Source organism: Streptomyces sp. NPDC001868, from assembly GCF_040297125.1.
Taxonomy (GTDB): Bacteria; Actinomycetota; Actinomycetes; order Streptomycetales; family Streptomycetaceae; genus Streptomyces.
On record NZ_JBEOYO010000021.1, the window covers coordinates 133,801 to 157,543 of the forward strand.

The following is a 23,743-nucleotide window of genomic DNA, read 5'->3' on the forward strand; positions in this document are numbered from 1 at the left end:
CATGGGCTCAACGATCGGGCGCCCAGACCCATAAGGACAAGCGAAAGATAGTGCACATACCTTTAAGCTGGTCTACATGCTCGATGTGCGGCGTATGCAGATGCTCAGGACCGTGGTGACCAGCGGCTCGGTGACGGCCGCCGCGACCTCCCTCGGCTACACCCCCTCGGCGGTGAGCCAGCAGATCGCCGCGCTGGAGAAGGAGGCCGGCACCGCGCTGCTGGAGCGGGTCGGGCGCGGGGTGCGGCCCACGCAGGCCGGACTGCTGCTCACCGAGTACGCCGACACCATCGGCCGCCAGGTCGCGGAGGCGGAGACCGCCCTGGCCGATCTGCGGGCGGGGCGCACGGGACACCTCGCCGTGCGCTACTTCGCCACGGCCGGCGCCTCCCTGGTGGCCCCCGCCGTCGCCCGGCTGCGCGCCGAGCACCCCGGCGTCCGGATCGAGCTGAAGCTCATCGACCCCGACGACCCGCTCCCGGCCGTCAGGGAGGGCCGGGCCGACCTCGCGCTCGTCGTACGGCCGCATGGCGCCGACCCCGACGGCGTACGGCTGCTGCACCTGCTCGACGACACCTACTTCGCCGTGCTGCCCGCCGCGCACCCTCTCGCCGACCGGCCCGCCCTCGCCCTGTCCGACCTCGCCGACGAGCCATGGGTCGGCAGCGAGTGGCCGGGGCCCTGTCTGGACGCCCAGCTGGAGGCGTGCGCCGAGGCGGGGTTCAGGCCCGGCTTCGTGGTGGAGAGCGAGGACTACACGACCGCGCAGGGCTTCGTCGCCGCCGGACTGGGCGTCGGCCTCATCCCCCGCCTCGGCCTCGGCAGCCCCCACCCGGACGTCGTCGTACGCCGCTTCACCGGCCCGGAACCCCGGCGCTCCATCCACGCGGCCGTACGCGCGACGGCTCCGCCGCAACCGGCCCTCAGGACGTTCGTACGGGCGCTGCGGGACGCCGCCGGGGCCTCGGGCCCGCGGCAGGCGGCACAAGCACAGCACCAGCAGGCGGCACCCGCCCCCGGCGCTACGCCTTGACCGGTTCCAGCTCCGGCTCCACGGCCCTGCCCGCCACCTGGCGCGGCAGCGCGTACGGCAGCGTCCCGTACCAGACCCGGGCCACCGTGTATCCGAAGGCGAGGCAGATCATGCCGCCCACCGCGTCCAGCCAGAAGTGGTTGGCGGTGGCGACGATCACGACCAGCGTCAGCGTCGGGTAGAGGAGACCCAGCACCCGCACCCACGGCACCGACGCCAGCGCGAAGATCGTCAACCCGCACCACAGGGACCAGCCGATGTGCATCGACGGCATCGCCGCGTACTGGTTCGACATGTTCTTCAGATCGCCGGAGGCCATCGAGCCCCAGGTCTGGTGGACGACGACCGTGTCGATGAAGTTCTCGTTGGTCATCAGACGGGGCGGGGCCAGCGGATAGAAGTAGTAGCCGACCAGGGCGACCGCGGTGGTGGCGAAGAGGACCAGACGCGTGGCCGCGTAACGACCCGGATGACTACGGTAGATCCACACGAGGACACCGAGCGTGACGATGAAGTGCAGGGTCGCGTAGTAGTAGTTCATGCCGACGATCAGCCATGTCACCGAGTTCACGGAGTGGTTGATCGACTCCTCGACCGCGATCCCGAGGTGGTGCTCCACCTTCCAGATCCAGTCGGCGTTGTTCAGCGCCTGCGTCTTCTGCTCGGGGACCGCGTTGCGGATCAGGGAGTACGTCCAGTAACTCACCGCGATCAGCAGGATCTCGAACCAGAAGCGTGGGCGTCGCGGAACCCTCAGCCGGTGCAGGAACCCCTGCCCCGGCGCATCCGTGACGGACCGCGGAGCGGCCTGCTCCCGGCCTTCCTCCAGTGTCGTCACGGTTGAGTCACCCATGGGCACAGAGTCTGCCAGATAAGCGGTACCCCACCGATCATCCTCTGGTCGGGTTCATCACGCACGTTCGTCGGGGTAGCGCCGAGAGGCGTCTCCTACGCACGTATGGCATCGCTTCCCCGTTTCTCCGTCTCAGGTACGAGACCGGTCCCCGGGGGCCGAGGCGGTCGACCCCCGCACCACCAGTTCCGGCATGAACACGAACTCACTGTGCGGCGCCGGAGTCCCGCCGATCTCCTCCAGCAGCGTACGCACCGCCGCCTGTCCCATCGCCGGGACCGGCTTGCGGACCGTCGTCAGCGGGGGATCGGTGAAGGCGATCAGCGGGGAGTCGTCGAAGCCGACGACCGAGACGTCCTGCGGCACCTGAAGACCCCGCTGCCGGGCCGCTCGGATCGCGCCCAGCGCCATCATGTCGCTCGCGCACACCACCGCCGTACAGTCCCGGTCGATGAGCGCCAGGGCCGCCGCCTGGCCGCCCTCCAGGGTGTACAGCGAGTGCTGGACCAGTTCGGACTCGACGGTCGAGGCCGCCAGGCCCAGCTGGTCCTGCATCGTCCGGACGAAGCCCTCGATCTTGCGCTGCACCGGCACGAACCGCTTCGGGCCCAGGGCCAGACCTATCCGGGTGTGCCCCAGCGACACCAGATGCGTCACCGCCAGGGACATCGCCGCCCGGTCGTCCGGCGAGATGAAGGGGGCCTGCACCTTCGGCGAGAAACCGTCCACGAGGACGAACGGCACACCCTGGGCGCGCAGTTGCTCGTAACGCTGCATGTCGGCCGAGGTGTCGGCGTGCAGACCGGAGACGAAGATGATGCCGGCGACACCCCGGTCGACGAGCATCTCCGTCAGCTCGTCCTCCGTGGAACCGCCGGGGGTCTGGGTGGCGAGGACCGGGGTGTAGCCCTGCCGGGTCAGCGCCTGGCCGATGACCTGGGCCAGGGCCGGGAATATGGGGTTCTCCAGCTCCGGGGTTATGAGGCCCACCAGACCCGCGCTGCGCTGCCGCAGCCGTACGGGCCGCTCGTAGCCCAGGACGTCGAGGGCGGCCAGAACGGACTGACGGGTGGTGGCGGCGACGCCCGGCTTCCCGTTCAGGACGCGGCTGACAGTCGCCTCACTGACCCCCGCCTGGGCTGCGATGTCGGCAAGCCGTGTGGTCACAGCACTGGACTGTACCGGCCGGGCCTGCGCTTGCCCACCGGCCCGGCGCCGGGTGCGGGCGGGGGTGCGGCCCGCTGCGGGCTGCTGCGTCATCGCGGTCCCTCGTGATTCTGGTCGGTGTCCGTGGGGGCGCCCGTGCACGGAAAGGGGTGACTTCCGCAAGACGCTGACGGGGTGATGATGTCCGCCTCCGCAAGGGATGGCAAGAGCTTGCAGAGTCTTGCACACCCGTTCCCGCACGGTCCCTCCATGGTTCGCGCGCGGCTCCCGCATGCGCTTATCCAGGGGAGACCCGGCTCTCCGCAAGGCGTCGAGCAGGTCACGGCGGAGTAACCATCACCGCTTCTTGCACTTTTTTGCTGCAAGACCTTTCGCGCCGCTTACATCGCTGTTACGTTCGGCCACGCCCGGCGGCGGCGACGGCGCGGCGGCAATCCGGTGGGACGGCAGACGGGGCCCTCCCACCCGGCACACGGGCTTTCACCCTCAAGGAGATCTCATGCGGCGTGGCATAGCGGCCACCGCGCTGGTGGCGTCGATCGCCCTCACGGCGACGGCCTGCGGCGGAAGCGACAGCGGCGACTCGGCCGACGGTCCGGTCACCATCACCTGGTGGGACACCTCCAACGCCACCAATGAGGCACCGACGTACAAGGCCTTGGTCAAGGAGTTCGAGGCCGCCAACAAGGACATCAAGGTCAAGTACGTCAACGTGCCCTTCGACCAGGCGCAGAACAAGTTCGACACCGCCGCCGGCGCCACGGGCGCCCCGGACATCCTGCGCTCCGAGGTCGGCTGGACCCCCGCCTTCGCCAAGAAGGGCTTCTTCCTGCCGCTGGACGGCACCGACGCCCTCAAGGGCCAGGACAAGTTCCAGCCCAGCCTGATCAAGCAGGCCCAGTACGACGGCAAGACCTACGGCGTCCCGTTCGTCACCGACACCCTCGCGCTGGTCTACAACAAGGCGCTCTTCGAGAAGGCCGGCATCACCGAGGCCCCGAAGACCTGGGACGACCTGAAGAAGGCCGCCGCCACGATCAAGGACAAGACGGGCGTCGACGGCTACTGGGGCTCCACCCAGGCCTACTACGCCCAGTCCTTCCTGTACGGCGACGGCACCGACACCGTCGACGTCGCCGCCAAGAAGATCACCGTCAACTCCGCCGAGGCGAAGAAGGCGTACGGCACCTGGCTGGACCTCTTCGACGGCAAGGGCCTGCACAAGGCGGACACCACCGCCGACGCCTACGCCCACATCCAGGACGCCTTCGTCAACGGCAAGGTCGCCTCGATCATCCAGGGCCCGTGGGAGATCACGAACTTCTACAAGGGCTCGGCGTTCAAGGACAAGGCCAACCTCGGCATCGCCACCGTCCCGGCCGGCGCCTCCGGCAAGGCGGGCGCCCCGACCGGCGGCCACAACCTGTCGGTCTACGCCGGCTCGGACAAGGCGAAGCAGGAGGCGTCGCTGAAGTTCATCGACTTCATGACCTCGGCGAAGTCCCAGGAGACCATCGCCCTGAAGAACTCCACGCTGCCCACCCGTGACGACGCCTACACCGCCGAGGTCAAGGCCGACCCGGGCATCGCCGGCTACCAGACCGTCCTCGCCGCCGCCCAGCCGCGCCCCGAGCTGCCCGAGTACAGCTCCCTGTGGGGCCCGCTCGACACCGAGCTGCTCGCGATCGCCGGCGGCAAGACGTCCCTGGACAAGGGCCTGGGCAACGCGGAGACCGCGATCGCCAAGCTGGTCCCGGACTTCAGCAAGTGACCCCGAGTGACCGCCGCATCCGCCTGGAGCAGTACCGGGGGACGGATGCGGCGGTCACCGGCCTGTCGCCCCGGCGGCCCGGCCCCAGAGCAGACCTGCCCCCGATCTTCCAGTGATCTTCCAGAAGGTGTCGAACGATGACAGTCGCCATCGACCGAGCGACCGGCAAGCGCCGAGGTGAACCGGGCGGGCGCCCGGGCCGGCTGACGCGCCTGAGGCAGTCGTACCAGCGGTACTGGTACGCGTACGCGATGATCGCCCCCGTGGTCGTCGTGCTCGGCGTCCTGGTGCTGTACCCCCTGGCGCGCGGCTTCTATCTCACCCTCACCAACGCCAACAGCCTCAACTCGGCGCGCACGATCGGCGTCAACCACATCGAGGCCACCTACGAGTTCATCGGCTTCGACAACTACGCCGACATCCTGTGGGGCCCGACCTCGTACGACCGCTTCTGGTCGCACTTCATCTGGACGATCGTCTGGACGGCCCTGTGCGTCGCCCTGCACTACGTCATCGGCCTCGGCCTCGCGCTGCTGCTCAACCAGAAGCTGCGCGGCCGCACCTTCTACCGGCTGATCCTGGTCCTGCCGTGGGCCGTGCCCACCTTCGTCACCGTCTTCGGCTGGCGGTTCATGCTCGCCGACGGCGGTGTCATCAACGCCGCCCTCGAAACGCTGCACCTGCCGGCGCCGCAGTGGCTGGAGGACACCTTCTGGCAGCGGTTCGCCGCGATCATGGTCAACACCTGGTGCGGGGTGCCGTTCATGATGGTCTCGCTGCTCGGCGGACTCCAGTCCATCGACTCCACGCTCTACGAGGCCGCCGAGATGGACGGCGCGAGCGCCTGGCAGCGCTTCCGGTACGTCACCCTGCCGGGCCTGCGCTCCGTCAGCTCCACCGTCGTCCTGCTCGGCGTCATCTGGACGTTCAACCAGTTCGCCGTCATCTTCCTGCTGTTCGGCGACACCGCCCCCGAGGCACAGATCCTCGTGACCTGGGCGTACTACCTCGGCTTCGGACAGCAGCCGCGTGACTTCGCGCAGTCGGCGGCCTACGGCATCCTGCTGCTGGCCATCCTGATCGTCTTCACCTCCGTCTACCGCCGCTGGCTGAACCGCGATGAGCAGCAGCTCGCGATCTGAGGCAGGAGCCCCCATGAGCACCACGACGCCCACCAACGTCACGACCACGGCTTCGGCGGACTCCTCGTCGGCGCGGTCCGCCGGCGGCACGCCCCCGCGCGCCACCCGCCGACGCGGTGAGAACAGCCTCGCCGGCTCCCTCGCCTCCCACGCGATCCTCGTCGTGGCGAGCCTGGCCGCGCTCTTCCCGATCGCCTGGCTGGTCTTCCTGTCCCTCGGCCCGGACAAGGACGATTACCTGCATCCCGGGCGCATCTTCGGCAAGATGACGTTCGCCAACTATTCGTACGTGCTCCAGGAGACACCGTTCTTCGACTGGCTGGTCAGTACGCTCGTCGTCTCGCTCGGCACCACCGTCATCGGGGTGCTGATCGCGGCGACCACCGGCTACGCCGTCTCCCGTATGCGCTTCCCGGGCTACCGGAAGTTCATGTGGGTGCTCCTGGTCACGCAGATGTTCCCGGTGGCCGTCCTGATGGTGCCGATGTACGAGATCCTGTCGGAACTGAAGCTCATCGACAGCTACCTCGGCCTCATCCTCGTCTACTGCTCGACGGCCGTGCCGTACTGCGCCTGGCTGCTCAAGGGCTACTTCGACACGATCCCCTTCGAGATCGACGAGGCGGGCCGCGTCGACGGGCTGACCCCCTTCGGCACGTTCGCCCGGCTGATCCTGCCGCTCGCCAAGCCGGGTCTCGCGGTCGCCGCGTTCTACAGCTTCATCACCGCGTTCGGGGAGGTCGCCTTCGCCTCGACGTTCATGCTGTCCGACACGAAGTACACGTTCGCCGTCGGTCTGCAGAGCTTCGTCAGCGAACACGACGCCCAGCGCAACCTGATGGCCGCCACCGCGGTGCTGGTCGCCATACCGGTGTCGGCGTTCTTCTACCTGGTGCAGAAGAACCTGGTCACCGGGTTGACGGCGGGCGGCACCAAGGGATGACCGCCCGGCTGAGCCGCGAGGGGCCGTCGGTTGTCCGCGGCTCGGTGGGGCTTCTCGCGCAGTTCCCCGCGCCCCTGAAGGGCTTGCGCCCCTCAAAGGGTGCCCGAAGACACGAGGCGGTCGCGGTGGCCATCCGACCCCGCTGTCACCGCGACCGTCTCGTCACACCAGCCGCCGTACACATGTAAGACGACCTGTGCCCCCGTTACGTATCAAGGACGCCATGAGCCAGCAGCACTCCGCCGACACGGCCCCGACCTCCGCCGTCGCCACCGTCGCCCAGCGCAGCGACTGGTGGCGCGACGCGGTCATCTACCAGGTCTATCCGCGCAGCTTCGCCGACAGCAACGGCGACGGCATGGGTGACCTGGAGGGCGTACGTTCCCGACTCCCGTACCTGCGTGACCTGGGCATCGACGCCGTATGGCTGAGCCCCTTCTACGCCTCCCCGCAGGCCGACGCCGGCTACGACGTCGCCGACTACCGCGCGGTGGACCCCATGTTCGGCAACCTGCTGGACGCCGACGCGCTGATCCGCGACGCCCACGACCTGGGCCTGCGCATCATCGTCGACCTGGTCCCCAACCACTCCTCCGACCAGCACGAGTGGTTCAAGCGGGCGGTGGCGGAGGGCCCGGGCTCGCCGCTGCGCGACCGCTACCACTTCCGTGAGGGCAAGGGCGCGCACGGCGAACTCCCGCCCAACGACTGGGAGTCCATCTTCGGCGGCCCGGCCTGGACGCGGGTGACGGAACCGGACGGCACTCCCGGCGCCTGGTATCTGCACCTCTTCGCCCCGGAGCAGCCCGACTTCAACTGGGACCACCCGGCGGTCGGCGACGAGTTCCGCTCCATCCTCCGCTTCTGGCTCGACATGGGCGTCGACGGCTTCCGTATCGACGTCGCCCACGGCCTGGTCAAGGCGGACGGCCTCCCGGACCTCGGCGCCCACGACCAGCTGAAGCTGCTGGGCAACGATGTCATGCCGTTCTTCGACCAGGACGGCGTCCACGCGATCTACCGCGAGTGGCGCCTCGTCCTCGATGAGTACGCGGGCGACCGCATCTTCGTCGCGGAGGCGTGGACCCCGACGGTGGAGCGCACCGCGAACTACGTCCGCCCCGACGAACTCCACCAGGCCTTCAACTTCCAGTACCTGGGCACGGCTTGGGACGCGGCGGAGCTGAAGGTCGTCATCGACCGCACCCTGGACGCGATGCGCCCGGTGAACGCCCCCGCCACCTGGGTCCTGTCGAACCACGACGTGACCCGCCACGCGACGCGCTTCGCCAACGAACCGGGCCTCGGAACGCAGATCCGCCTGGCGGGCGACCGTGAACTGGGCCTGCGCCGCGCCCGCGCCGCCTCCCTGCTGATGCTGGCGCTGCCGGGCTCGGCCTACGTCTACCAGGGCGAGGAACTGGGCCTCCCGGACGTCGTCGACCTCCCGGACGAGGTCCGCCAGGACCCGGCGTACTTCCGGGGCGCCGGCCAGGACGGCTTCCGCGACGGCTGCCGGGTCCCGATCCCCTGGACCCGCACCGGCTCGTCCTACGGCTTCGGCACGGGCGGCTCCTGGCTGCCGCAGCCCGCCGAGTGGGGCGACCTGAGCGTGGAGTCCCAGACGGGGGTCACGGACTCTACCCTGGAGCTGTACCGCACGGCCCTGTCCGTCCGCCGCGAACAGCCCGGCCTCGGCGCCGGCGACGCGGTGGAATGGCTCAAGTCCCCCACCGGCGTCCTCGCCTTCCGCCGCGGCGACTTCGTCTGCGCCGCGAACACCACGTCCGAGGCCGTCACGATCCCTGCGTACGGCCGCATCCTGCTCGCCAGCGGCGAGGTGACGATCGCGGAGGACGAGGCGAAGCTGCCGGGGGACACTACGGTCTGGTGGACGACCGGCTGAGCGTCCGTCCCGCGAGGACGCCGACCGCGGGATGTCCGCGGTCGGCTTCGGGGCCCGCCGCCCGATGGGGCGGCGGGCCCTGAGGTTTTTGTCCGGGGCGCGAGTCGCCGCCAACTGCGGCCAGAAGGCGGCGGATTGTGCGAGGCGGCAGCGTGTAGTGTCCCGTTGCGTGCTGGCTGAACGACGACGCCGACTCATCTTGCGCGCCCTGCGTTCCGGCGGCACCGCCTCCGTGGCCGACCTCGCCGAGCAGCTCGACTCCAGCGCGGCCACCATCCGCCGTGACCTCCTGAAGCTGGAGGCGGACGGGTTGCTCACCCGTGTCCATGGGGGAGCGGTCATCGACGAGGAGCGAGCTCCCTTCGACGAGGCCGCCGAGGTTCTGGTGGCGGAGAAGGACGCCATCGCCGCCCAGGCGGCCACGATGATCGAGGACGGACAGTCGGTCATTCTCGACAGCGGCACGACGGTCCACCGGCTGGCCCTACAGCTGCACGGTCGCCGGATCACCGTGATCACCAACAACCTCGCGGTGTACGACGAACTCATCGACGACGAGAACATCGACCTGATGCTGCTCGGCGGCATGGTCATCCGTGAGTCACGCATGCTGGACGGCTTCATGGCGGAGGACAACCTCCGCCAGGTTCACGCCGACTGGTTGTTCATGGGCGCCTGTGGTCTCCGCCCCGGGGGCCAGGTCATGGACACCACCGTGGCCGAGGTGCCGGCCCGCCGCGCCATGATCGCCGCCGGCGACAAAGTGGTGCTCCTGGCCGACAGAAGCAAGTTTCCGGGGACCGGCATGGTGAAGATCTGCGGCCCCGAGGATCTGGACGCGCTCATCACCACCGCACCGGAGGACGACGCGACCTGTGTGGCCCTGCGCGAGGCCGGAGTGAGGGTCGTACCGACAGCTCCGGCCGCAGTCGACGGCTGAGGCCGACAAAGCGACCTGTACCGCTGTGCCGTCCGGTCTGGACGCCCCCAGTCCGGTGGTTGTCCGGGACCGGCCCCGGCACCTAGCCGCTCAGCCCCAGCTCACCCGCCCGTACCCCCGCCTGGAACCGTGACCCCGCGTCGAACGCGTCGAGCAGTTCGGCGACCCGGCGGCGGTAGGTGCGCAGGGACATGCCGAGTTGCCGGGCGGCCGTCTCGTCGGTGGCGCCCGAGCCCAGTGCGCGCAGGACCCTTCGGCTGCCGGCGTCGAGGTGGGGCTGCTCGCCACGCAGGAAGGTCTTGAGGTCGGTCGCGGTCTCCCAGGCGGCTTCGAACAGGGCGTAGACACCGCCGACCAGGGTGGGGGCGGTGGTGAGGGTGTACTGGCGGCCGCCGGGGGAGTCCAGGCCGGCAAGGATCGCGAAGCGGTGGTCGATGATGATCGTCTCGTGGGGGAGTGCGGTGGCGGCGATCCGCACCTGGGCGCCCCTGTCGGCGAGTTCGGTCAGGTGCTCGCGGCTGTGTTCGTCGGCCAGCGCGGCCGGGCTGAGCAGCTTGCGGATGCGGTGAGGGCCGCCGCTCCGCAGCCGGGCCCGTGCGGTCTGCCGGGCTGCGGGGCGGGGCCAGGTGGCGAGATCGCGGGCGGCGCAGACGAACTCCTCCTGGACGGAGGAGAACAGATGCTCGGTACGGGTGAGGAGTTCCAGGTCACCGCGGATCGTCACGATCTCTGCCACCCCGCCATTCTGCCCGATGGCAGCAAGCTGCCAGCGGTTCGCGGCCCGAACGCCGTGGCACCCAGGCTGAGTTCATGAGCGATGACTTCCGCCTGGGCGGCGACCTTCCCGTCAACCGCGTCGGCTTCGGTGCCATGCGCCTGCCCACCAACACCTTCCACGGCCCGGCCCGCGACCCCGGGACCGGGCGTGCCGTCCTGCGCCGAGCCGTCGAGCTGGGCGTCAACCACATCGACACCGCCGCCTTCTACGCCAGCGGCGACGGCACCGTCCGCGCCAACGCCCTGATCCGTGAGGCCCTCCATCCCTACCCGGCCGACCTGGTCATCGCCACGAAGGTGGGCCCGCTCCGCACCCCCGAGGGCGGTCTGGCCGCGACCACCGACCCCGCGCACCTCAGGCCGCTGGTCGAGGAGAACCTCGAAACCCTCGGCGTCGACCGTCTCGATCTCGTCTACCTGCGCATCGGGGGCGTAGGCCTGCCGCCGCACGGTGAGTCCGTCGCCGCACGCTTCGAGGCCCTGGCCGCGCTGCGCGAGGAGGGCCTGATCCGCCACCTCGGCCTGAGCCATGTCGACGCCGGCCACCTCGCCGAGGCCCGCACGATCGCCCCCGTCGCGGCGGTCCAGAACCACTTCCACGCCGACAAGCGCGACGACACCGCTCTCCTGTCCGCCTGCGACGAGGCCGGCGTCGCCTTCGTGCCGTTCTTCCCGCTCGGCGGCGGCCTCACCGACCTCACCGGCGACCGCATCACCGAGGTCGCGGAACGGCACGACGCCACGGTCCCTCAGATCGCCCTTGCCTGGCTGCTCGCCACCTCTCCCGTCACCCTGGCCATCCCCGGCACCGGCTCCCTCGCCCACCTGGAGGAGAACACCGCCGCCGGGTCGATCGCCCTCACCGGGGAGGATCTCGCTGACCTCTCCTGACGGAGAGCCGACCTCTCCTGACGGCGACGAGGGCCTGCGGCTCCACCCCAACACCCCACCCCGTGAAGAGATTTCGGGCGCGTGAAGAAGGTGTGTCCGGAGGGTTGACCGTTTGACAAGTGGACTCGTACCTTCCTCTCGGTTGAAAGTTTTCAGCCATCTTGCAGCAAGAAACGTCAGCGGATCTTGCGTGGATCGCTTCGGGTCCCCAGCCCTCCCGATCCTTCGGACACCTTCAACGGAGAAGGACCCCACACATGACCAGCAGAACCCTCTCCGGCGCGCTCGCTCTCGCGGCGGGCGCGTCGATCGCGCTCGCGGTGCCCGCGGGGAGCGCGTACGCGTCGCCGCCCGGGACCAAGGACGTGACCGCCGTCCTGTTCGAGTGGAACTTCGCCTCCGTCGCCAAGGAGTGCACCAACACCCTCGGCCCGAACGGCTACGGCTACGTCCAGGTCTCGCCGCCCGCCGAGCACATACAGGGCTCGCAGTGGTGGACGTCGTACCAGCCCGTCAGCTACAAGATCGCCGGGCGGCTCGGGGACGCCACCGCCTTCCAGAACATGGTCAACACGTGTCACGCGGCCGGAGTCAAGGTCGTCGTCGACACGGTCATCAACCACATGTCGGCGGGGAGCGGCACGGGCACCGGTGGCTCGTCGTACACGAAGTACAACTACCCCGGCCTCTACTCCTCCTTCGACTTCGACGACTGCACCGCCACCATCAGCGACTACACCAACCGCGCCAACGTCCAGAACTGCGAGCTCGTCACCCTCGCCGACCTGGACACCGGTGAGAACTACGTGCGGTCGGCCATCGCCGGGTACATGAACAGCCTGCTCGGCTACGGCGTCGACGGCTTCCGGATCGACGCCGCCAAGCACATCCCCGCCGCCGACCTCGCCGACATCAAGTCCCGGCTGAGCAACACCTCCGTGTACTGGAAGCAGGAGGCCATCTTCGGCTCCGGGGAAGCCGTGCAGCCGAGCGAGTACACCGGCAACGGGGACGTACAGGAGTTCCGGTACGCCTTCGACCTCAAGCGGGTCTTCAACAGCGAGAACCTCGCCTATCTGAAGAACTACGGCGAGGGCTGGGGGTACATGAGCAGATCCGTCGCCGGGGTCTTCGTCGACAACCACGACACCGAACGCAACGGCTCCACCCTCAGCTACAAGGACAACGCCACCTACACGATGGCCAACGTCTTCATGCTGGCCTACCCGTACGGCGCGCCCGACATCAACTCCGGCTACGAGTTCTCCTCCACCGACGCCGGGCCGCCCAACAACGGTACGGTCAACGCCTGCTGGCAGGACGGGTGGAAGTGCCAGCACGCCTGGCCGGAGATCATGCGCATGGTCCCCTTCCGCAACGCCACCCGCGGTGAGGCCGTCACCAACTGGTGGGACAACGGCAACGACGCGATCGCCTTCGGACGCGGCAGCAAGGGCTTCGTGGCCATCAACCACGAGTCGGGCAGCCTCAGTCGTACGTACCAGACCTCCCTCGCGGCCGGCACGTACTGCAACGTGCAGAACAACACGACGGTCACCGTGAACGGCTCCGGCCAGCTCACCGCCACCCTCGCCTCCAACACGGCCCTCGCGATCTACGCGGGCAAGTCCAGCTGCTGAGCCACCCCGCCTGTAAGTCCTTACCGTTACTTTCAAGCCTCTTGCTGAAAAGCTTTCGGCGGCGATACGGTCGCGCGGGGTCGGACCCACCAGAGCCGTCATCGCAAGGAGTCCATCCGTGATACCGAGATGGCCGACGCCGTCGAGGCGCCGTACCGCCCACGCCGGACGGGCCGCAGTGGTCGGCGCGGTCACCGTGACCGCGCTGACCGCAGCGCTCGTCCAGCCCCTCGCGGCCGGGGCCGCGACCCCGCCCGCACCGCCGTCCGACGCGAAGCTGGCGAAGAGCGCCGCGCGTCACGACCTCACCCGTGAGCAGTTCTACTTCGTCCTGCCGGACCGTTTCGCCAATGGAGACAAGGCGAACGACAAGGGCGGTCTCACCGGCACGCGCCTCGCGACCGGCTACGACCCCACCGACAAGGGCTTCTATCAGGGCGGCGACCTCAAGGGCCTGACCAAGAAGCTCGACTACATCAAGGGCCTCGGCACCACCTCCATCTGGATGGCCCCCATCTTCAAGAACCAGCCCGTGCAGGGGACGGGGGCCGACGCCTCCGCCGGCTACCACGGTTACTGGATCACCGACTTCACCCAGGTCGACCCGCACTTCGGCACCAACAAGGACCTGGAGACCCTGATCTCCAAGGCCCACGCCAAGGGCATGAAGGTCTTCTTCGACGTCATCACCAACCACACCGCCGATGTCGTCGACTACGAGGAGAAGTCCTACGACTACCTCTCCAAGGGCGCGTTCCCCTATCTGACCAAGGACGGGAAGCCCTTCGACGACGCCGACTACGCGGACGGCGACACCGACTTCCCGTCCGTCGACCGGGAGTCGTTCCCCAAGACCCCCGTCGTCCCCGCCGCCAAGAAGAACGCCAAGGTCCCCTCCTGGCTCAACGACCCGACGATGTACCACAACCGGGGCGACTCCACCTGGGCCGGAGAGTCCGCCACCTACGGCGACTTCGTCGGGCTGGACGACCTGTGGACCGAGCGTCCCGAGGTCGTCTCCGGGATGGAGAAGATCTACGAGAAGTGGGTGCGGGACTTCCGAATCGACGGCTTCCGGATCGACACCGTGAAGCACGTCAACACGGAGTTCTGGACCCAGTGGGCCACCGCGCTCGACGCGTACGCCGCGAAGAAGGGCCGCGACGACTTCTTCATGTTCGGCGAGGTCTACTCCGCCGACACCTCCGTGACCTCCCCGTACGTCACCCAGGGCCGCCTCGACTCCACGCTCGACTTCCCCTTCCAGGACGCGGCACGGGCGTACGCCTCCCAGGGCGGCAGTGCGCAGAGGCTCGCCTCGGTGTTCGGGGACGACTACAAGTACACGACCGACAAGGCCAACGCGTACGAGCAGGTCACCTTCCTCGGCAACCACGACATGGGCCGCATCGGGACCTTCCTCAAGCAGGACGACGCGGGGGCGAGCGACGCCCAGTTGGTCAAGAAGGCCGGGCTCGCCAACGAGCTGATGTTCCTCAGCCGCGGCAACCCCGTCATCTACTACGGCGACGAGCAGGGCTTCACCGGCGCGGGCGGTGACAAGGACGCCCGCCAGACGCTGTTCGCCTCCAAGGTCGCCGACTACCTGGACGACGACCAGCTCGGCACGGACCGGACGCACGCCTCCGACGCGTACGACACGAGAGCACCGCTCTACCGGCAGATCAGTGCTCTCGCCAAGCTCCGCAAGGCCAACCCGGCTCTCGCCGACGGCGTCCAGACCGAGCGCTACGCGGCCGACGGCGCGGGCGTCTACGCCTTCTCCCGCACCGACGCCAAGACCGGCACCGAGTACGTCGTCGCCTTCAACAACGCGGGCGAGGCGAAGAAGGCCACCTTCGCGACCGGTTCGGCCCGCATGGTCTTCAAGGGCATCCACGGGACCGACGCCAAGGTGACGAGCGGCGCCGACAAGAAGGTCACCGTCACCGTCCCGGCCGGGTCCGCGATCGTCCTCAAGGCCGCCGGCCCGCTCGCGAAGCCCGCCACCAAGCCCTCCCTCACCCTCAAGGCCCCGGCCACCGGCGCCACCGGCACGGTCGAGATCAGCGCCGACGTTGGGGGAGGGGGAGAGCTCAACCGTGTCGTCTTCGCCGCCCAGGTCGGCAACGGCGAGTGGCGGACGCTGGGCTCCGCCGACCACGCCCCGTACCGGGTCACCCAGACGGTCGGGAAGCGGGTTGCCGCCGGAACGGCCCTGCGGTACAAGGCGGTTGTGATCGACAGGACAGGACGTACGGCGAGCGCCACCGCGACCTCCACCACCGGCGCCCCACCCGCCCCCGAGGTCCCCACCGCCTCCTCGCGCGACTACGCGATCGTCCACTACAAGCGCGCCGACGGCGACTACACCGACTGGCGGCTCTACGCCTGGGGCGACATCGCCGAGGGGGAGGGGACGACCTGGCCGGACGGCCATGACTTCGTCGGGCGGGACGCGTACGGCGCCTTCGCCTACGTCAAGCTCAAGCCCGGGGCCTCGAACGTCAGTTACCTCGTGATCGACAAGGACGGCACCAAGGACGTCCCCGCCGACCGTTCGATCGACGTCACCAGGACGGGTGAGATCTGGGTCGAACAGGGCAAGGAGGCCGTACGGACGGAGAAGCCCACGGCCGAGTACCCGGAGCAGGACAAGAGCAAGGCCGTCCTGCACTACCACCGCGCCGACGGGAACTACGCCGGCTGGGGCCTGCACGTCTGGTCCGGTGCCGCGAACCCCACGGACTGGTCGAAGCCGCTGGAGCCGGTGCGGACCGACGCCTACGGTGCCGTCTTCGAGGTACCGCTCACCGACGGGGCCACCAGCCTCAGTTACATCATCCACAAGGGCGACGAGAAGGATCAGTCCGCCGACCAGGCACTCGACCTCAAGGCCGACGGCCACGAGGTGTGGCTGCTCAACGGCCAGGAGAAGTACCTCCTCCCGCAGCCGGCCGGCTCCGCCGCCGCCCTCGACCTCACCACCTCCAAGGCGGTCTGGATCGACCGGAACACCGTCGCCTGGAACGGCGACGACACCGCCGCCTCCACCCAGCTCCTGTACTCCCGCACGGGATCGATCACGGCGAAGGACGGCACGCTCACCAGCACCGACGAGCGGTGGCTCCGCCTCACCAAGTCGGCCCTCACCGACGCACAGAAGGCGAAGTTCCCGCACCTGAAGTCGTACACCGCCTGGACCGTCGACCCACGCGACCGCGACCGGGTCCGCGAGGCCCTGCGTGGTCAGCTCGTGGCCTCACAACGGGCCGCGAACGGGGCCGTGTTGGCGGCCACGGGTGTCCAGATCGCGGGCGTGCTCGACGACCTGTACGGAGCGGCGGCGGACGCCGACCTCGGCCCGACCTTCCGCGACGGGCGTCCCACGCTCGCCGTCTGGGCCCCCACGGCACAGTCGGTGAAGCTCGACCTCGACGGCAGGACGCTCCCCATGAAGCGGAACGACACCACCGGTGTCTGGTCCGTCACCGGTGAGAAGTCCTGGAAGAACAAGCCCTACCGGTACGTCGTGAAGGTGTGGGCGCCGAGCGTCGCCAAGGTCGTCACCAACAAGGTCACCGACCCGTACTCCGTCGCCCTGACCGCCGACTCCGAGCGCAGCCTCGTCGTCGACCTCGGCGACAAGTCCCTCGCCCCGGCCGGCTGGTCGTCGTACCCGAAGCCGAAGGCCGTACCGCTGAAGGACGCGCGGATCCAGGAACTGCACGTCCGGGACTTCTCCATCGACGACAAGACCGTGCCCGCGAAGGACAAGGGGACCTACCTCGCCTTCACCGACAAGGCGAGCGACGGCTCGAAGCATCTGCGGAAGCTGGCGAAGGCGGGCACGTCGTACGTGCACCTCCTCCCCGTCGCCGACATCGCCACCATCCCCGAGCGGAAGGCGGACCAGGCGACCGTCGACTGCGACCTCGGTTCGTACGCCGCCGACTCCGACGAGCAGCAGAAGTGCGTGGCGAAGGCCGCGGCGAAGGACGGCTACAACTGGGGCTACGACCCGTACCACTACACGGTCCCGGAGGGCTCGTACGCGACCGACCCGGACGGTACGCGGCGCACGGTCGAGTTCCGGAAGATGGTGAAGGCACTCAACGGCGACGGCCTCGGGGTCGTCCTCGACGTGGTCTACAACCACACCCCGGCCAGCGGCCAGGCCGACAAGAGCGTCCTCGACAAGGTGGTCCCGGGCTACTACCACCGGCTCCTCGCCGACGGTTCGGTCGCCACCTCCACCTGCTGCGCCAACACCGCGCCCGAGAACACCATGATGGGCAAGCTGGTCGTCGACTCGATGGTCACCTGGGCCAGGGAGTACAAGGTCGACGGGTTCCGCTTCGACCTGATGGGCCACCACCCGAAGGCCAACATCCTCGCCGTCAGGAAGGCCCTCGACGCGCTGACGCTCAAGAAGGACGGCGTCGACGGGAAGAAGATCATCCTGTACGGGGAGGGCTGGAACTTCGGCGAGGTCGCCGACGACGCGCGCTTCGTCCAGGCCACGCAGAAGAACATGGCCGGGACGGGCATCGCGACCTTCTCCGACCGGGCCCGTGACGCGGTGCGCGGCGGCGGCCCCTTCGACGAGGACCCCGGCGTCCAGGGCTTCGCGTCCGGCCTCTACACCGAGCCCAACTCCTCGGAGGACAACGGCACTCCGGCCGAGCAGAAGGCCCGGCTGCTGCACTACCAGGACCTCATCAAGGTCGGCCTGAGCGGCAACCTCGCGAACTACCGGTTCACCGACACCGACGGCAAGGAGGTCAAGGGCTCCGAGGTCGACTACAACGGGGCGCCCGCCGGATACGCGGACGCGCCCGGCGACGCCCTCGCCTATGTCGACGCCCACGACAACGAGTCGCTGTTCGACGCGCTGGCCTTCAAGCTCCCGAAGTCGACCAGCGCCGCCGACCGGGCCCGGATGCAGGTCCTCGCCATGGCGACGGCCGCCCTCTCGCAGGGCCCGGCGCTCTCCCAGGCGGGCACCGACCTGCTGCGTTCCAAGTCGCTCGACCGGAACTCGTACGACAGCGGCGACTGGTTCAACGCGATCCACTGGGACTGCCGGGACGGCAACGGCTTCGGACGCGGACTGCCCCTCGCGGCCGACAACCAGTCCAAGTGGCCTTACGCCAAGCCCCTGTTGACCTCGGTCGGCGTCGGCTGCGAACAGATCGAGGGGGCCTCGGCGGCCTACCGGGACCTGCTGAGGATCCGTACGACGGAGGACGTGTTCTCCCTCGACACGGCAGGACAGGTGCAGTCGAAGCTCTCGTTCCCGCTGTCGGGGAAGGACGAGACACCGGGCGTGATCACCATGGAACTCGGCGACCTCGTCGTCGTCTTCAACGCCACTCCCGAGAAGCGGAAGCAGACCGTCAAGGATCTGGCCGGCAAGGGCTACGCCCTGCATCAGGTACAGGCGACGGGTGCGGACTCTACCGTCCGGGACTCCTCCTACGAAGCGGAATCGGGGACGTTCGTCGTTCCGGGGCGGACCGTGGCGGTATTCGCACGATCCGATCGGTAGGGCGCTAGTTTGGTGGTGCGGGCGGACGGGGACCGCTCGCACCACCCCTGTTACCGCGACGACGAGAGCCCGATGAGCCTGCTGTCCGACGAAGCAAGCACCACGGTCCTGGTGGTCGACGACGCGGCCGCCAGCCGGTACGCCATGGGCGCGGTGCTCCGTAGGGCCGGGCACAGCGTCGTCCCTGTCGCCAGCGCCGGCGAGGCACTCACCGAACTCGACCTGCGGCTCCGCTCGGGAGCCCTGCCCGACGTGGCCCTCGTCGACGTCGGTCTCCCCGACATGAGCGGCTTCGAACTGTGCCGCCGACTCAAGGCCCAGCCCCCGACGGCGGCCCTGCCCGTCGTCCACTTCTCCGCCGCCTCCGTGGCCCCCAGCGACCGCTGCCGGGGACTGGACGCGGGCGGCGAGGCCTATCTGACGGTCCCCGCCGAGCCGGAGGAGATCCAGGCGGTCGTCCGCGCGGCCGTCCGCGGCGCCCGTATGCGCAACGGCGCCGAGGCCCTCGTACGACGGCTCACGCTGCTGTCCGAGACCATCGTCGACGTCCAGGCCGCCCGCACCCTGGAGGAGCTGGCCTCGGCCGCCGCCGAGGGGGCCGCCCGGCTCACCCGGTCGCCCGCCGCCGTGTTCGTGCTCGGGGAGGACGGCCACCTCTACCGCGGCACCTCCCGGGCCCGGGCCCGCACCACCCTCCCCGACGCCAGCGCGCACGAGGCCGTGGCCCGGCTCATCCGCCGCGTCACCGACGGCAACCCCGGACCGCACGACACCGTCGTCCCCGCGCCCCTGTGGCCGCCGGGCTTCTTCCGGCCCGGCGTCACCGAGGACGCCCGGCTGGTCCTCGCCCGCACCGAGAGCGGTACGCCCGTCTGCGTCGCCACCCCCGTGCGCGGCGCCCGGGGCGCGACGGCCGGCACCACGGGCCTGGTCGCCCGCCTCGCCCAGGCCACCGCCCTGGCCGCGCAGCCCCTGCTCATGTACCAGGTCGAGCGTCATGTCGCGCTCACCCTCCAGCACAGCTTCCTGCCCAAGCGGGTGCCCGAGTTCCCCGGCCTCGAAGTGGTCGTCCGGTACGTCCCAGCGTCCCGCCAGACCGAGATCGGCGGCGACTTCTACGCGGCGCTGTCCACCCCCGGCGGTGTCCTCACCGCCGTCGGCGACGTCGTCGGGCACTCACTGGACGCGGCCACCGTGATGGTCGAGATCCGCCACGCCCTGCGCGCCTACTGCGTCGAACAGTCCGACCCCGTGACGCTCGCCCGACGGCTCGACCGGATGCTCCAGCACTACCACCCCGACGTCACCGCGACCGTCTGTCTCGCCCTCGTCGAGCCGGGCAGCGGGCGCGTACGGATCGCCAACGCGGGCCACATCCCGCCGCTGATCGTCCGCGACTCCGGCGAGGCCGAGTATGTGAAGGCCGCCGGTCCGCTCCTCGGGCTCGGCCTCGACCGGCCCGAGCCCACGGAGACGGTGCTGTGGCCGACCGACCGGCTGCTCATGGTCACGGACGGGCTGGTGGAGACCCGGGGCATCGATCTCTCGCTCTCCCTGGAGCAGTTGCGGGCCGCCGCGGCGGACGCCCCGGGCGGGACGGTCGCGCTGTGCGACACGTTGCTGCACTGCTTCGGGCGGGACCGGGAGGACGACATCGCGATGCTGGCGTTGCGCCTGCGGCTAGGCTGACCGGGTCTTTGTTGCCGACCTTGTTGTGAGGGGCGCCCCATGCCGCAGATCACCGTGGATTACTCCGCCGTTCTCTCCGAGGGCTTCGACCGGCCCGCGTTCGCCAAGGCCCTGCACGAAGAGGTCGTACGGACCGCCGCCGCGAAGCCGGAGGCCTGCAAGACGCAGTTCAGGCCTGGTGCGGACACGACCGTGGGGGCCGACACCGAGGGGCACGCGATCGTGCATGTCACGCTCGGGCTGCTCGCGGGGCGCACCGACGAGACGAAGGTGGCGTTGACGGAGAATGTGCTGGAGCTGCTTCGGGAGTACGTGAAGGTGGGGGACGGGCTGGCGTTTCACGCGTCGGCGGAGGTGCGGGACCTTGATCCGTCGTACCGGAAGTTCGAGATCTAGGTAGATCTGGACAGACCTAGGCGCCGTTGGGGCTTCTGGGGCGTTGTCGGCTGCGGGTGCGTCGTGGTTGTTCGCGCAGTTCCCCGCGCCCCTCAAGAGCAAAAAGATCAGGCGCGCCCCAGAGCTACCAGGCGCCCTGCCAGATCGCTGAACGGCCCGTCCGCCGGTTCCTCCGCGAGGATCTTGCGGAGCAGGGCGGCCATTTCCTCGTCCTGGGCCGCGCTTACCGCTGCCAGGGCCGCGAAGTCGTGGACGAGTTGGATCTCCAGTTCCGCTCGCGGGATGCGGCGGCCGTCCAGCCAGAGGAGGGCCGTGGACTCGGCGAGGGAGATCCAGGAGCGGATGACGAGTTCGAGGCGGGCGGGAGCGGCGTCGGCGTCCAGGTGCGCGTCCAGGTGCGAAAGGATCTGGACATAGGCGGCCTGGCGTACGCCGTCGATGAGGGCGTTGGTGCGGGACGAGCCGACGGCCGGGCCGCCGCGCATCAGGGCGGAGAAACCGGGACCGTGTTCGTCGACGAAGTCGAAGAAGCGATGGGTGACGCGCAGCAGCCGGGCACCCAGCGGGCCCTCGCGCGGCTCGACGAAACGGTGCGCGAGATCGTCGGAGGCACGTGTCAACGCCGCCTCGTACAGGCTGAGTTTGCCCGGGAAGTAGTGGTAGACGAGCGGGCGTGAGATGCCCGCCGCCGACGCTATCTCGTCGATGGAGACCTCGTCGGGCGAGCGCAGGCTGAACAGTTCGAGGGCGACCCCGATCAACTGTTGCCGCCGCTCCTCCACACCCATCCTGCGGCGCGCACCGGTTCGCATACGAACACCTTACCGATTGATTCCGGCCCGGCAGGGACCGGATCGTGTGGAGGTGTTCGACCCGCCGGGTCGCCGAGCTACTGGGTGGGCCGAAGTCCGCCGATCTCCCGGCCGTTCGCCAGTGTGCCCTTCAACTCGGCCTGTGCGCCCTCTTCGACCGGTACGGCGAGGAGGTTGCCCGTCGCCGAACCGCGTGCCCCGCCGCTCAGTTCGACGGAGACGGTGTCCTTGCTGCCGGCGGCGAGCAGATACGAGTCGCCGGTCGCGGACTTCCACGGGCCGGCCGCGAGGACATGCGGGTCGGCCGGGCCGCAGGCGGGGATCTCGTCGGCGGCGGCCGTGATGTACGCGCCGGCCGGGGTGTCGAACTGGGTGAGCGCCCGGGTCCCCGCGCCCCGCCAGGTCTCGGTGCGGGTGCACACCCAGTCGGCCGTGCCGCTGCCGTCGGGCAGCGGCTGGCGGGCGAACTGCCAGGCGTTCACGGTCCGCACGCCCTGCGACCGTACGGCGGCGAGGGAACAGGCGAACGGCGACCAGGTCGCGGGGGAGGCGGAGGCGTCACGGGCGGCCCCGCTCGTCGGGCGGCCGACGGTGAGATGCGCGGGCGTCACCTCGGACAGGTCGGTCAGCAGCCGCGTACCCCCCGTGGCCTCGGTCAGCTGCAGGACGTCCCACGACCGGCACTCCCCGGTACGCAGCGCCGGACTGGCGAACGGGGCCGTCGTCCCGTCCTTCGCCAGCGCGAGCCGGCGCACCGCCGCGTCGGGCCTCGTCAGATCCCGTACGGCCGCCGCACGCACCCAAGGGGCCGTCAGATAGCGGACGTTGCCGTCGGACCGGCCCAGCACCAGGGCGCTCGCGCCGACGCCGGTCGCCCCGTCGGCCCTGGTCAGGTCGAGGGCGGCCAGGCCCGGGTCGTCGAGGGGCTCGGCGTACCGGGCGATACGCAGACCGTCGTGGAGCAGGACCACCCGGAGGTTGTCGACCCGGCCCGCGTACAGCAGCTGCGGCGGGCCGGGCGGGGGACCGGCCTGGGTGCCGAGCGTGACCGCGACCTGCACGGACTCACCGGGCCTGGCCCAGACCGCGAGCGCCCGCCGCAGCAGCGCCTTGTCCTTGACGAGATCACCGCGCGCGGGCCAGGTGGTGAAGTCCGTCCGCCCCGTCGCCTGCCACGCGGTGGCCGTCGCCGTCGTCAACTTGCCCGGATCGAGGGCGGCTTGGGCCGCCGGGTTCCGCGCGTACGAGGGTGCCGCCGCGCCGTCGGGCCCCCACCCCTCCCCGGGCAGGCCGAGGAGCGCCCCGCACACGACCACGGCGGCCGTCGCGGCGAGCGCGGCCTTCGTGTGCTGGCGGCGGCGCATCAGATCGGTGGGGCGGGCGTGCAGCGAACAGGGGTCGTACTCGGGGGAGGAGAGCAGCGCGTACTGCTGGGCCGGTACGGAGTCGGCCTCCTTCAGCGCCGCCGCCGGGTCGTCGACGCCGGCCTCGTCGAGGAGTGTCCTGATCGCCGGGTCGGGGAGCCGCTCCAGGCCGCGCAGGACATAGGCGGCGCGGGCCGGGGAGGTGAGCGCCGACAGCCGCTGGTCCAGGGCCAGTTCGTCGGCGCCGCCCGAACGGGGGAAGAGCCGCAGCCCCCACACCCGCGGAAGCAGCGGCGGCAGCTGCGCCCGCTTCGGCCATGCCTTGCGGCGCAGGGGGAGGCCCGCCTCCAGTGCGGTGCGTACGACTTGCAGCCGGACGTAGGCGTACCCGGGGTTGCGCTCCCGGCCGGTCGCCTGTGCGGGGATGAGCGCCGCCGATTTGCGTCCCCTCGGCAACGCCCGCTGCGCCAGCGCGTGCGCCGTCAGCACACGACGGTTCCGGCCCAGGCTCGGCGGCAACGTCAGATAGGCCAGCCGGACCAGACGCGGGTAGTGCTCGACGAGCGCGGCCTCCGCCTGCTCGACGTCCACGGCCGACTCCTGGGCGCGGGGAGTTGCGGGGGGCGGGGCGACATCCTGTGACTGCACGTTCAGCAAAACGAGCGAATGGTCAGATGGTCACCAGGGCGCTCCGCGGGTTGGGGGGCGCCTATGAGCTCGGGGGTGCGGGTTCGTCGGCGGCCGCGGCTCCGGTGGGGCTTCTCGCGCAGTTCCCCGCGCCCCTAAAAGATCAGGCCCCTGCGGGCCTGAGAAGCACGGGGCGCTCCATTGTCCGTCACGCCGGTGACACACTCGATGCCGATGGCCA

16 protein-coding genes are annotated in these 23,743 nt (G+C 69.9%); 11 read left to right on the top strand and 5 right to left on the bottom strand.

Features of this window, described 5'->3' with window-relative positions; genetic code table 11:
• Positions 1-76 precede the first annotated feature (76 nt).
• Positions 77-1,033 (top strand): LysR family transcriptional regulator, encoded by a 957-nt coding sequence (locus tag ABT147_RS24590; RefSeq protein WP_351409649.1) that lies wholly within the window; start codon positions 77-79, stop codon positions 1,031-1,033.
• Here the strand turns inward: ABT147_RS24590 and ABT147_RS24595 are convergent.
• Positions 1,023-1,886 carry a phosphatase PAP2 family protein gene (locus tag ABT147_RS24595; protein ID WP_351409651.1) on the bottom strand — a complete coding sequence of 288 codons (864 nt, stop codon included), beginning with the start codon at positions 1,884-1,886 and terminating at the stop codon, positions 1,023-1,025. The two genes, ABT147_RS24590 and ABT147_RS24595, sit on opposite strands and share 11 nt — an antisense overlap.
• Positions 1,887-2,018: 132 nt before the next feature.
• The gene (locus ABT147_RS24600) at positions 2,019-3,053 is read right to left on the bottom strand and encodes a LacI family DNA-binding transcriptional regulator (protein WP_351409653.1); all 1,035 of its coding nucleotides are present in this window, start codon (positions 3,051-3,053) and stop codon (positions 2,019-2,021) included.
• Between the two features lie 499 nt (positions 3,054-3,552).
• Here ABT147_RS24600 and ABT147_RS24605 point away from each other — a divergent pair, with 499 nt between their 5' ends.
• The 5 genes from ABT147_RS24605 to ABT147_RS24625 all read left to right on the top strand — a co-directional run bounded on the left by ABT147_RS24605 (position 3,553) and on the right by ABT147_RS24625 (position 9,755).
• A complete protein-coding gene (locus ABT147_RS24605) occupies positions 3,553-4,824 on the top strand; it encodes an extracellular solute-binding protein (RefSeq protein ID WP_351409654.1) in 1,272 nt (423 codons plus the stop codon).
• A 137-nt stretch (positions 4,825-4,961) separates the two neighbouring features.
• Positions 4,962-5,966: a carbohydrate ABC transporter permease gene (locus tag ABT147_RS24610; RefSeq protein WP_351409655.1), complete on the top strand. Its 1,005-nt coding sequence runs from the start codon at positions 4,962-4,964 to the stop codon at positions 5,964-5,966.
• 13 nt (positions 5,967-5,979) lie between these two features.
• Positions 5,980-6,909, top strand: a complete 930-nt coding sequence (locus tag ABT147_RS24615; RefSeq protein ID WP_351409657.1) for a sugar ABC transporter permease — start codon at positions 5,980-5,982, stop codon at positions 6,907-6,909.
• A 223-nt stretch (positions 6,910-7,132) separates the two neighbouring features.
• Entirely contained in the window at positions 7,133-8,815 is a 1,683-nt protein-coding gene (locus ABT147_RS24620; protein WP_351409659.1) for a glycoside hydrolase family 13 protein, read from the top strand.
• 169 nt (positions 8,816-8,984) lie between these two features.
• Entirely contained in the window at positions 8,985-9,755 is a 771-nt protein-coding gene (locus ABT147_RS24625) for a DeoR/GlpR family DNA-binding transcription regulator (RefSeq protein WP_351409661.1), read from the top strand.
• 82 nt (positions 9,756-9,837) lie between these two features.
• On the opposite strand, the gene ABT147_RS24630 is transcribed toward ABT147_RS24625, so the two are convergent.
• Positions 9,838-10,491, bottom strand: coding sequence for a DNA-binding response regulator (locus ABT147_RS24630; protein WP_351409663.1), 654 nt, complete (start codon positions 10,489-10,491; stop codon positions 9,838-9,840).
• A 74-nt stretch (positions 10,492-10,565) separates the two neighbouring features.
• Between ABT147_RS24630 and ABT147_RS24635 the strand changes: the two genes are divergently transcribed.
• The 5 genes from ABT147_RS24635 (at position 10,566) to ABT147_RS24655 (ending at position 20,699) form a co-directional block, all read left to right on the top strand.
• Positions 10,566-11,423 (top strand): oxidoreductase, encoded by an 858-nt coding sequence (locus tag ABT147_RS24635; RefSeq protein ID WP_351409665.1) that lies wholly within the window; start codon positions 10,566-10,568, stop codon positions 11,421-11,423.
• Positions 11,424-11,680: 257 nt separating this feature from the next.
• Complete coding sequence (locus ABT147_RS24640; protein ID WP_351409667.1) at positions 11,681-13,063, top strand: alpha-amylase; 1,383 nt, start codon at positions 11,681-11,683, stop codon at positions 13,061-13,063.
• A 118-nt stretch (positions 13,064-13,181) separates the two neighbouring features.
• On the top strand, positions 13,182-18,614 hold the full coding sequence (pulA, locus tag ABT147_RS24645; RefSeq protein ID WP_351409669.1) for a pullulanase-type alpha-1,6-glucosidase: 5,433 nt from the start codon (positions 13,182-13,184) through the stop codon (positions 18,612-18,614).
• 72 nt (positions 18,615-18,686) lie between these two features.
• The gene (locus ABT147_RS24650; RefSeq protein ID WP_351409672.1) at positions 18,687-20,303 is read left to right on the top strand and encodes a SpoIIE family protein phosphatase; all 1,617 of its coding nucleotides are present in this window, start codon (positions 18,687-18,689) and stop codon (positions 20,301-20,303) included.
• Positions 20,304-20,342: 39 nt separating this feature from the next.
• Positions 20,343-20,699 (top strand): 5-carboxymethyl-2-hydroxymuconate Delta-isomerase, encoded by a 357-nt coding sequence (locus tag ABT147_RS24655; protein ID WP_351409674.1) that lies wholly within the window; start codon positions 20,343-20,345, stop codon positions 20,697-20,699.
• Between the two features lie 107 nt (positions 20,700-20,806).
• On the opposite strand, the gene ABT147_RS24660 is transcribed toward ABT147_RS24655, so the two are convergent.
• Positions 20,807-21,511: a TetR/AcrR family transcriptional regulator gene (locus ABT147_RS24660; protein WP_351409676.1), complete on the bottom strand. Its 705-nt coding sequence runs from the start codon at positions 21,509-21,511 to the stop codon at positions 20,807-20,809.
• 77 nt (positions 21,512-21,588) lie between these two features.
• Positions 21,589-23,523 (bottom strand): hypothetical protein, encoded by a 1,935-nt coding sequence (locus ABT147_RS24665; RefSeq protein ID WP_351409679.1) that lies wholly within the window; start codon positions 23,521-23,523, stop codon positions 21,589-21,591.
• Positions 23,524-23,743: the final 220 nt, after the last annotated feature.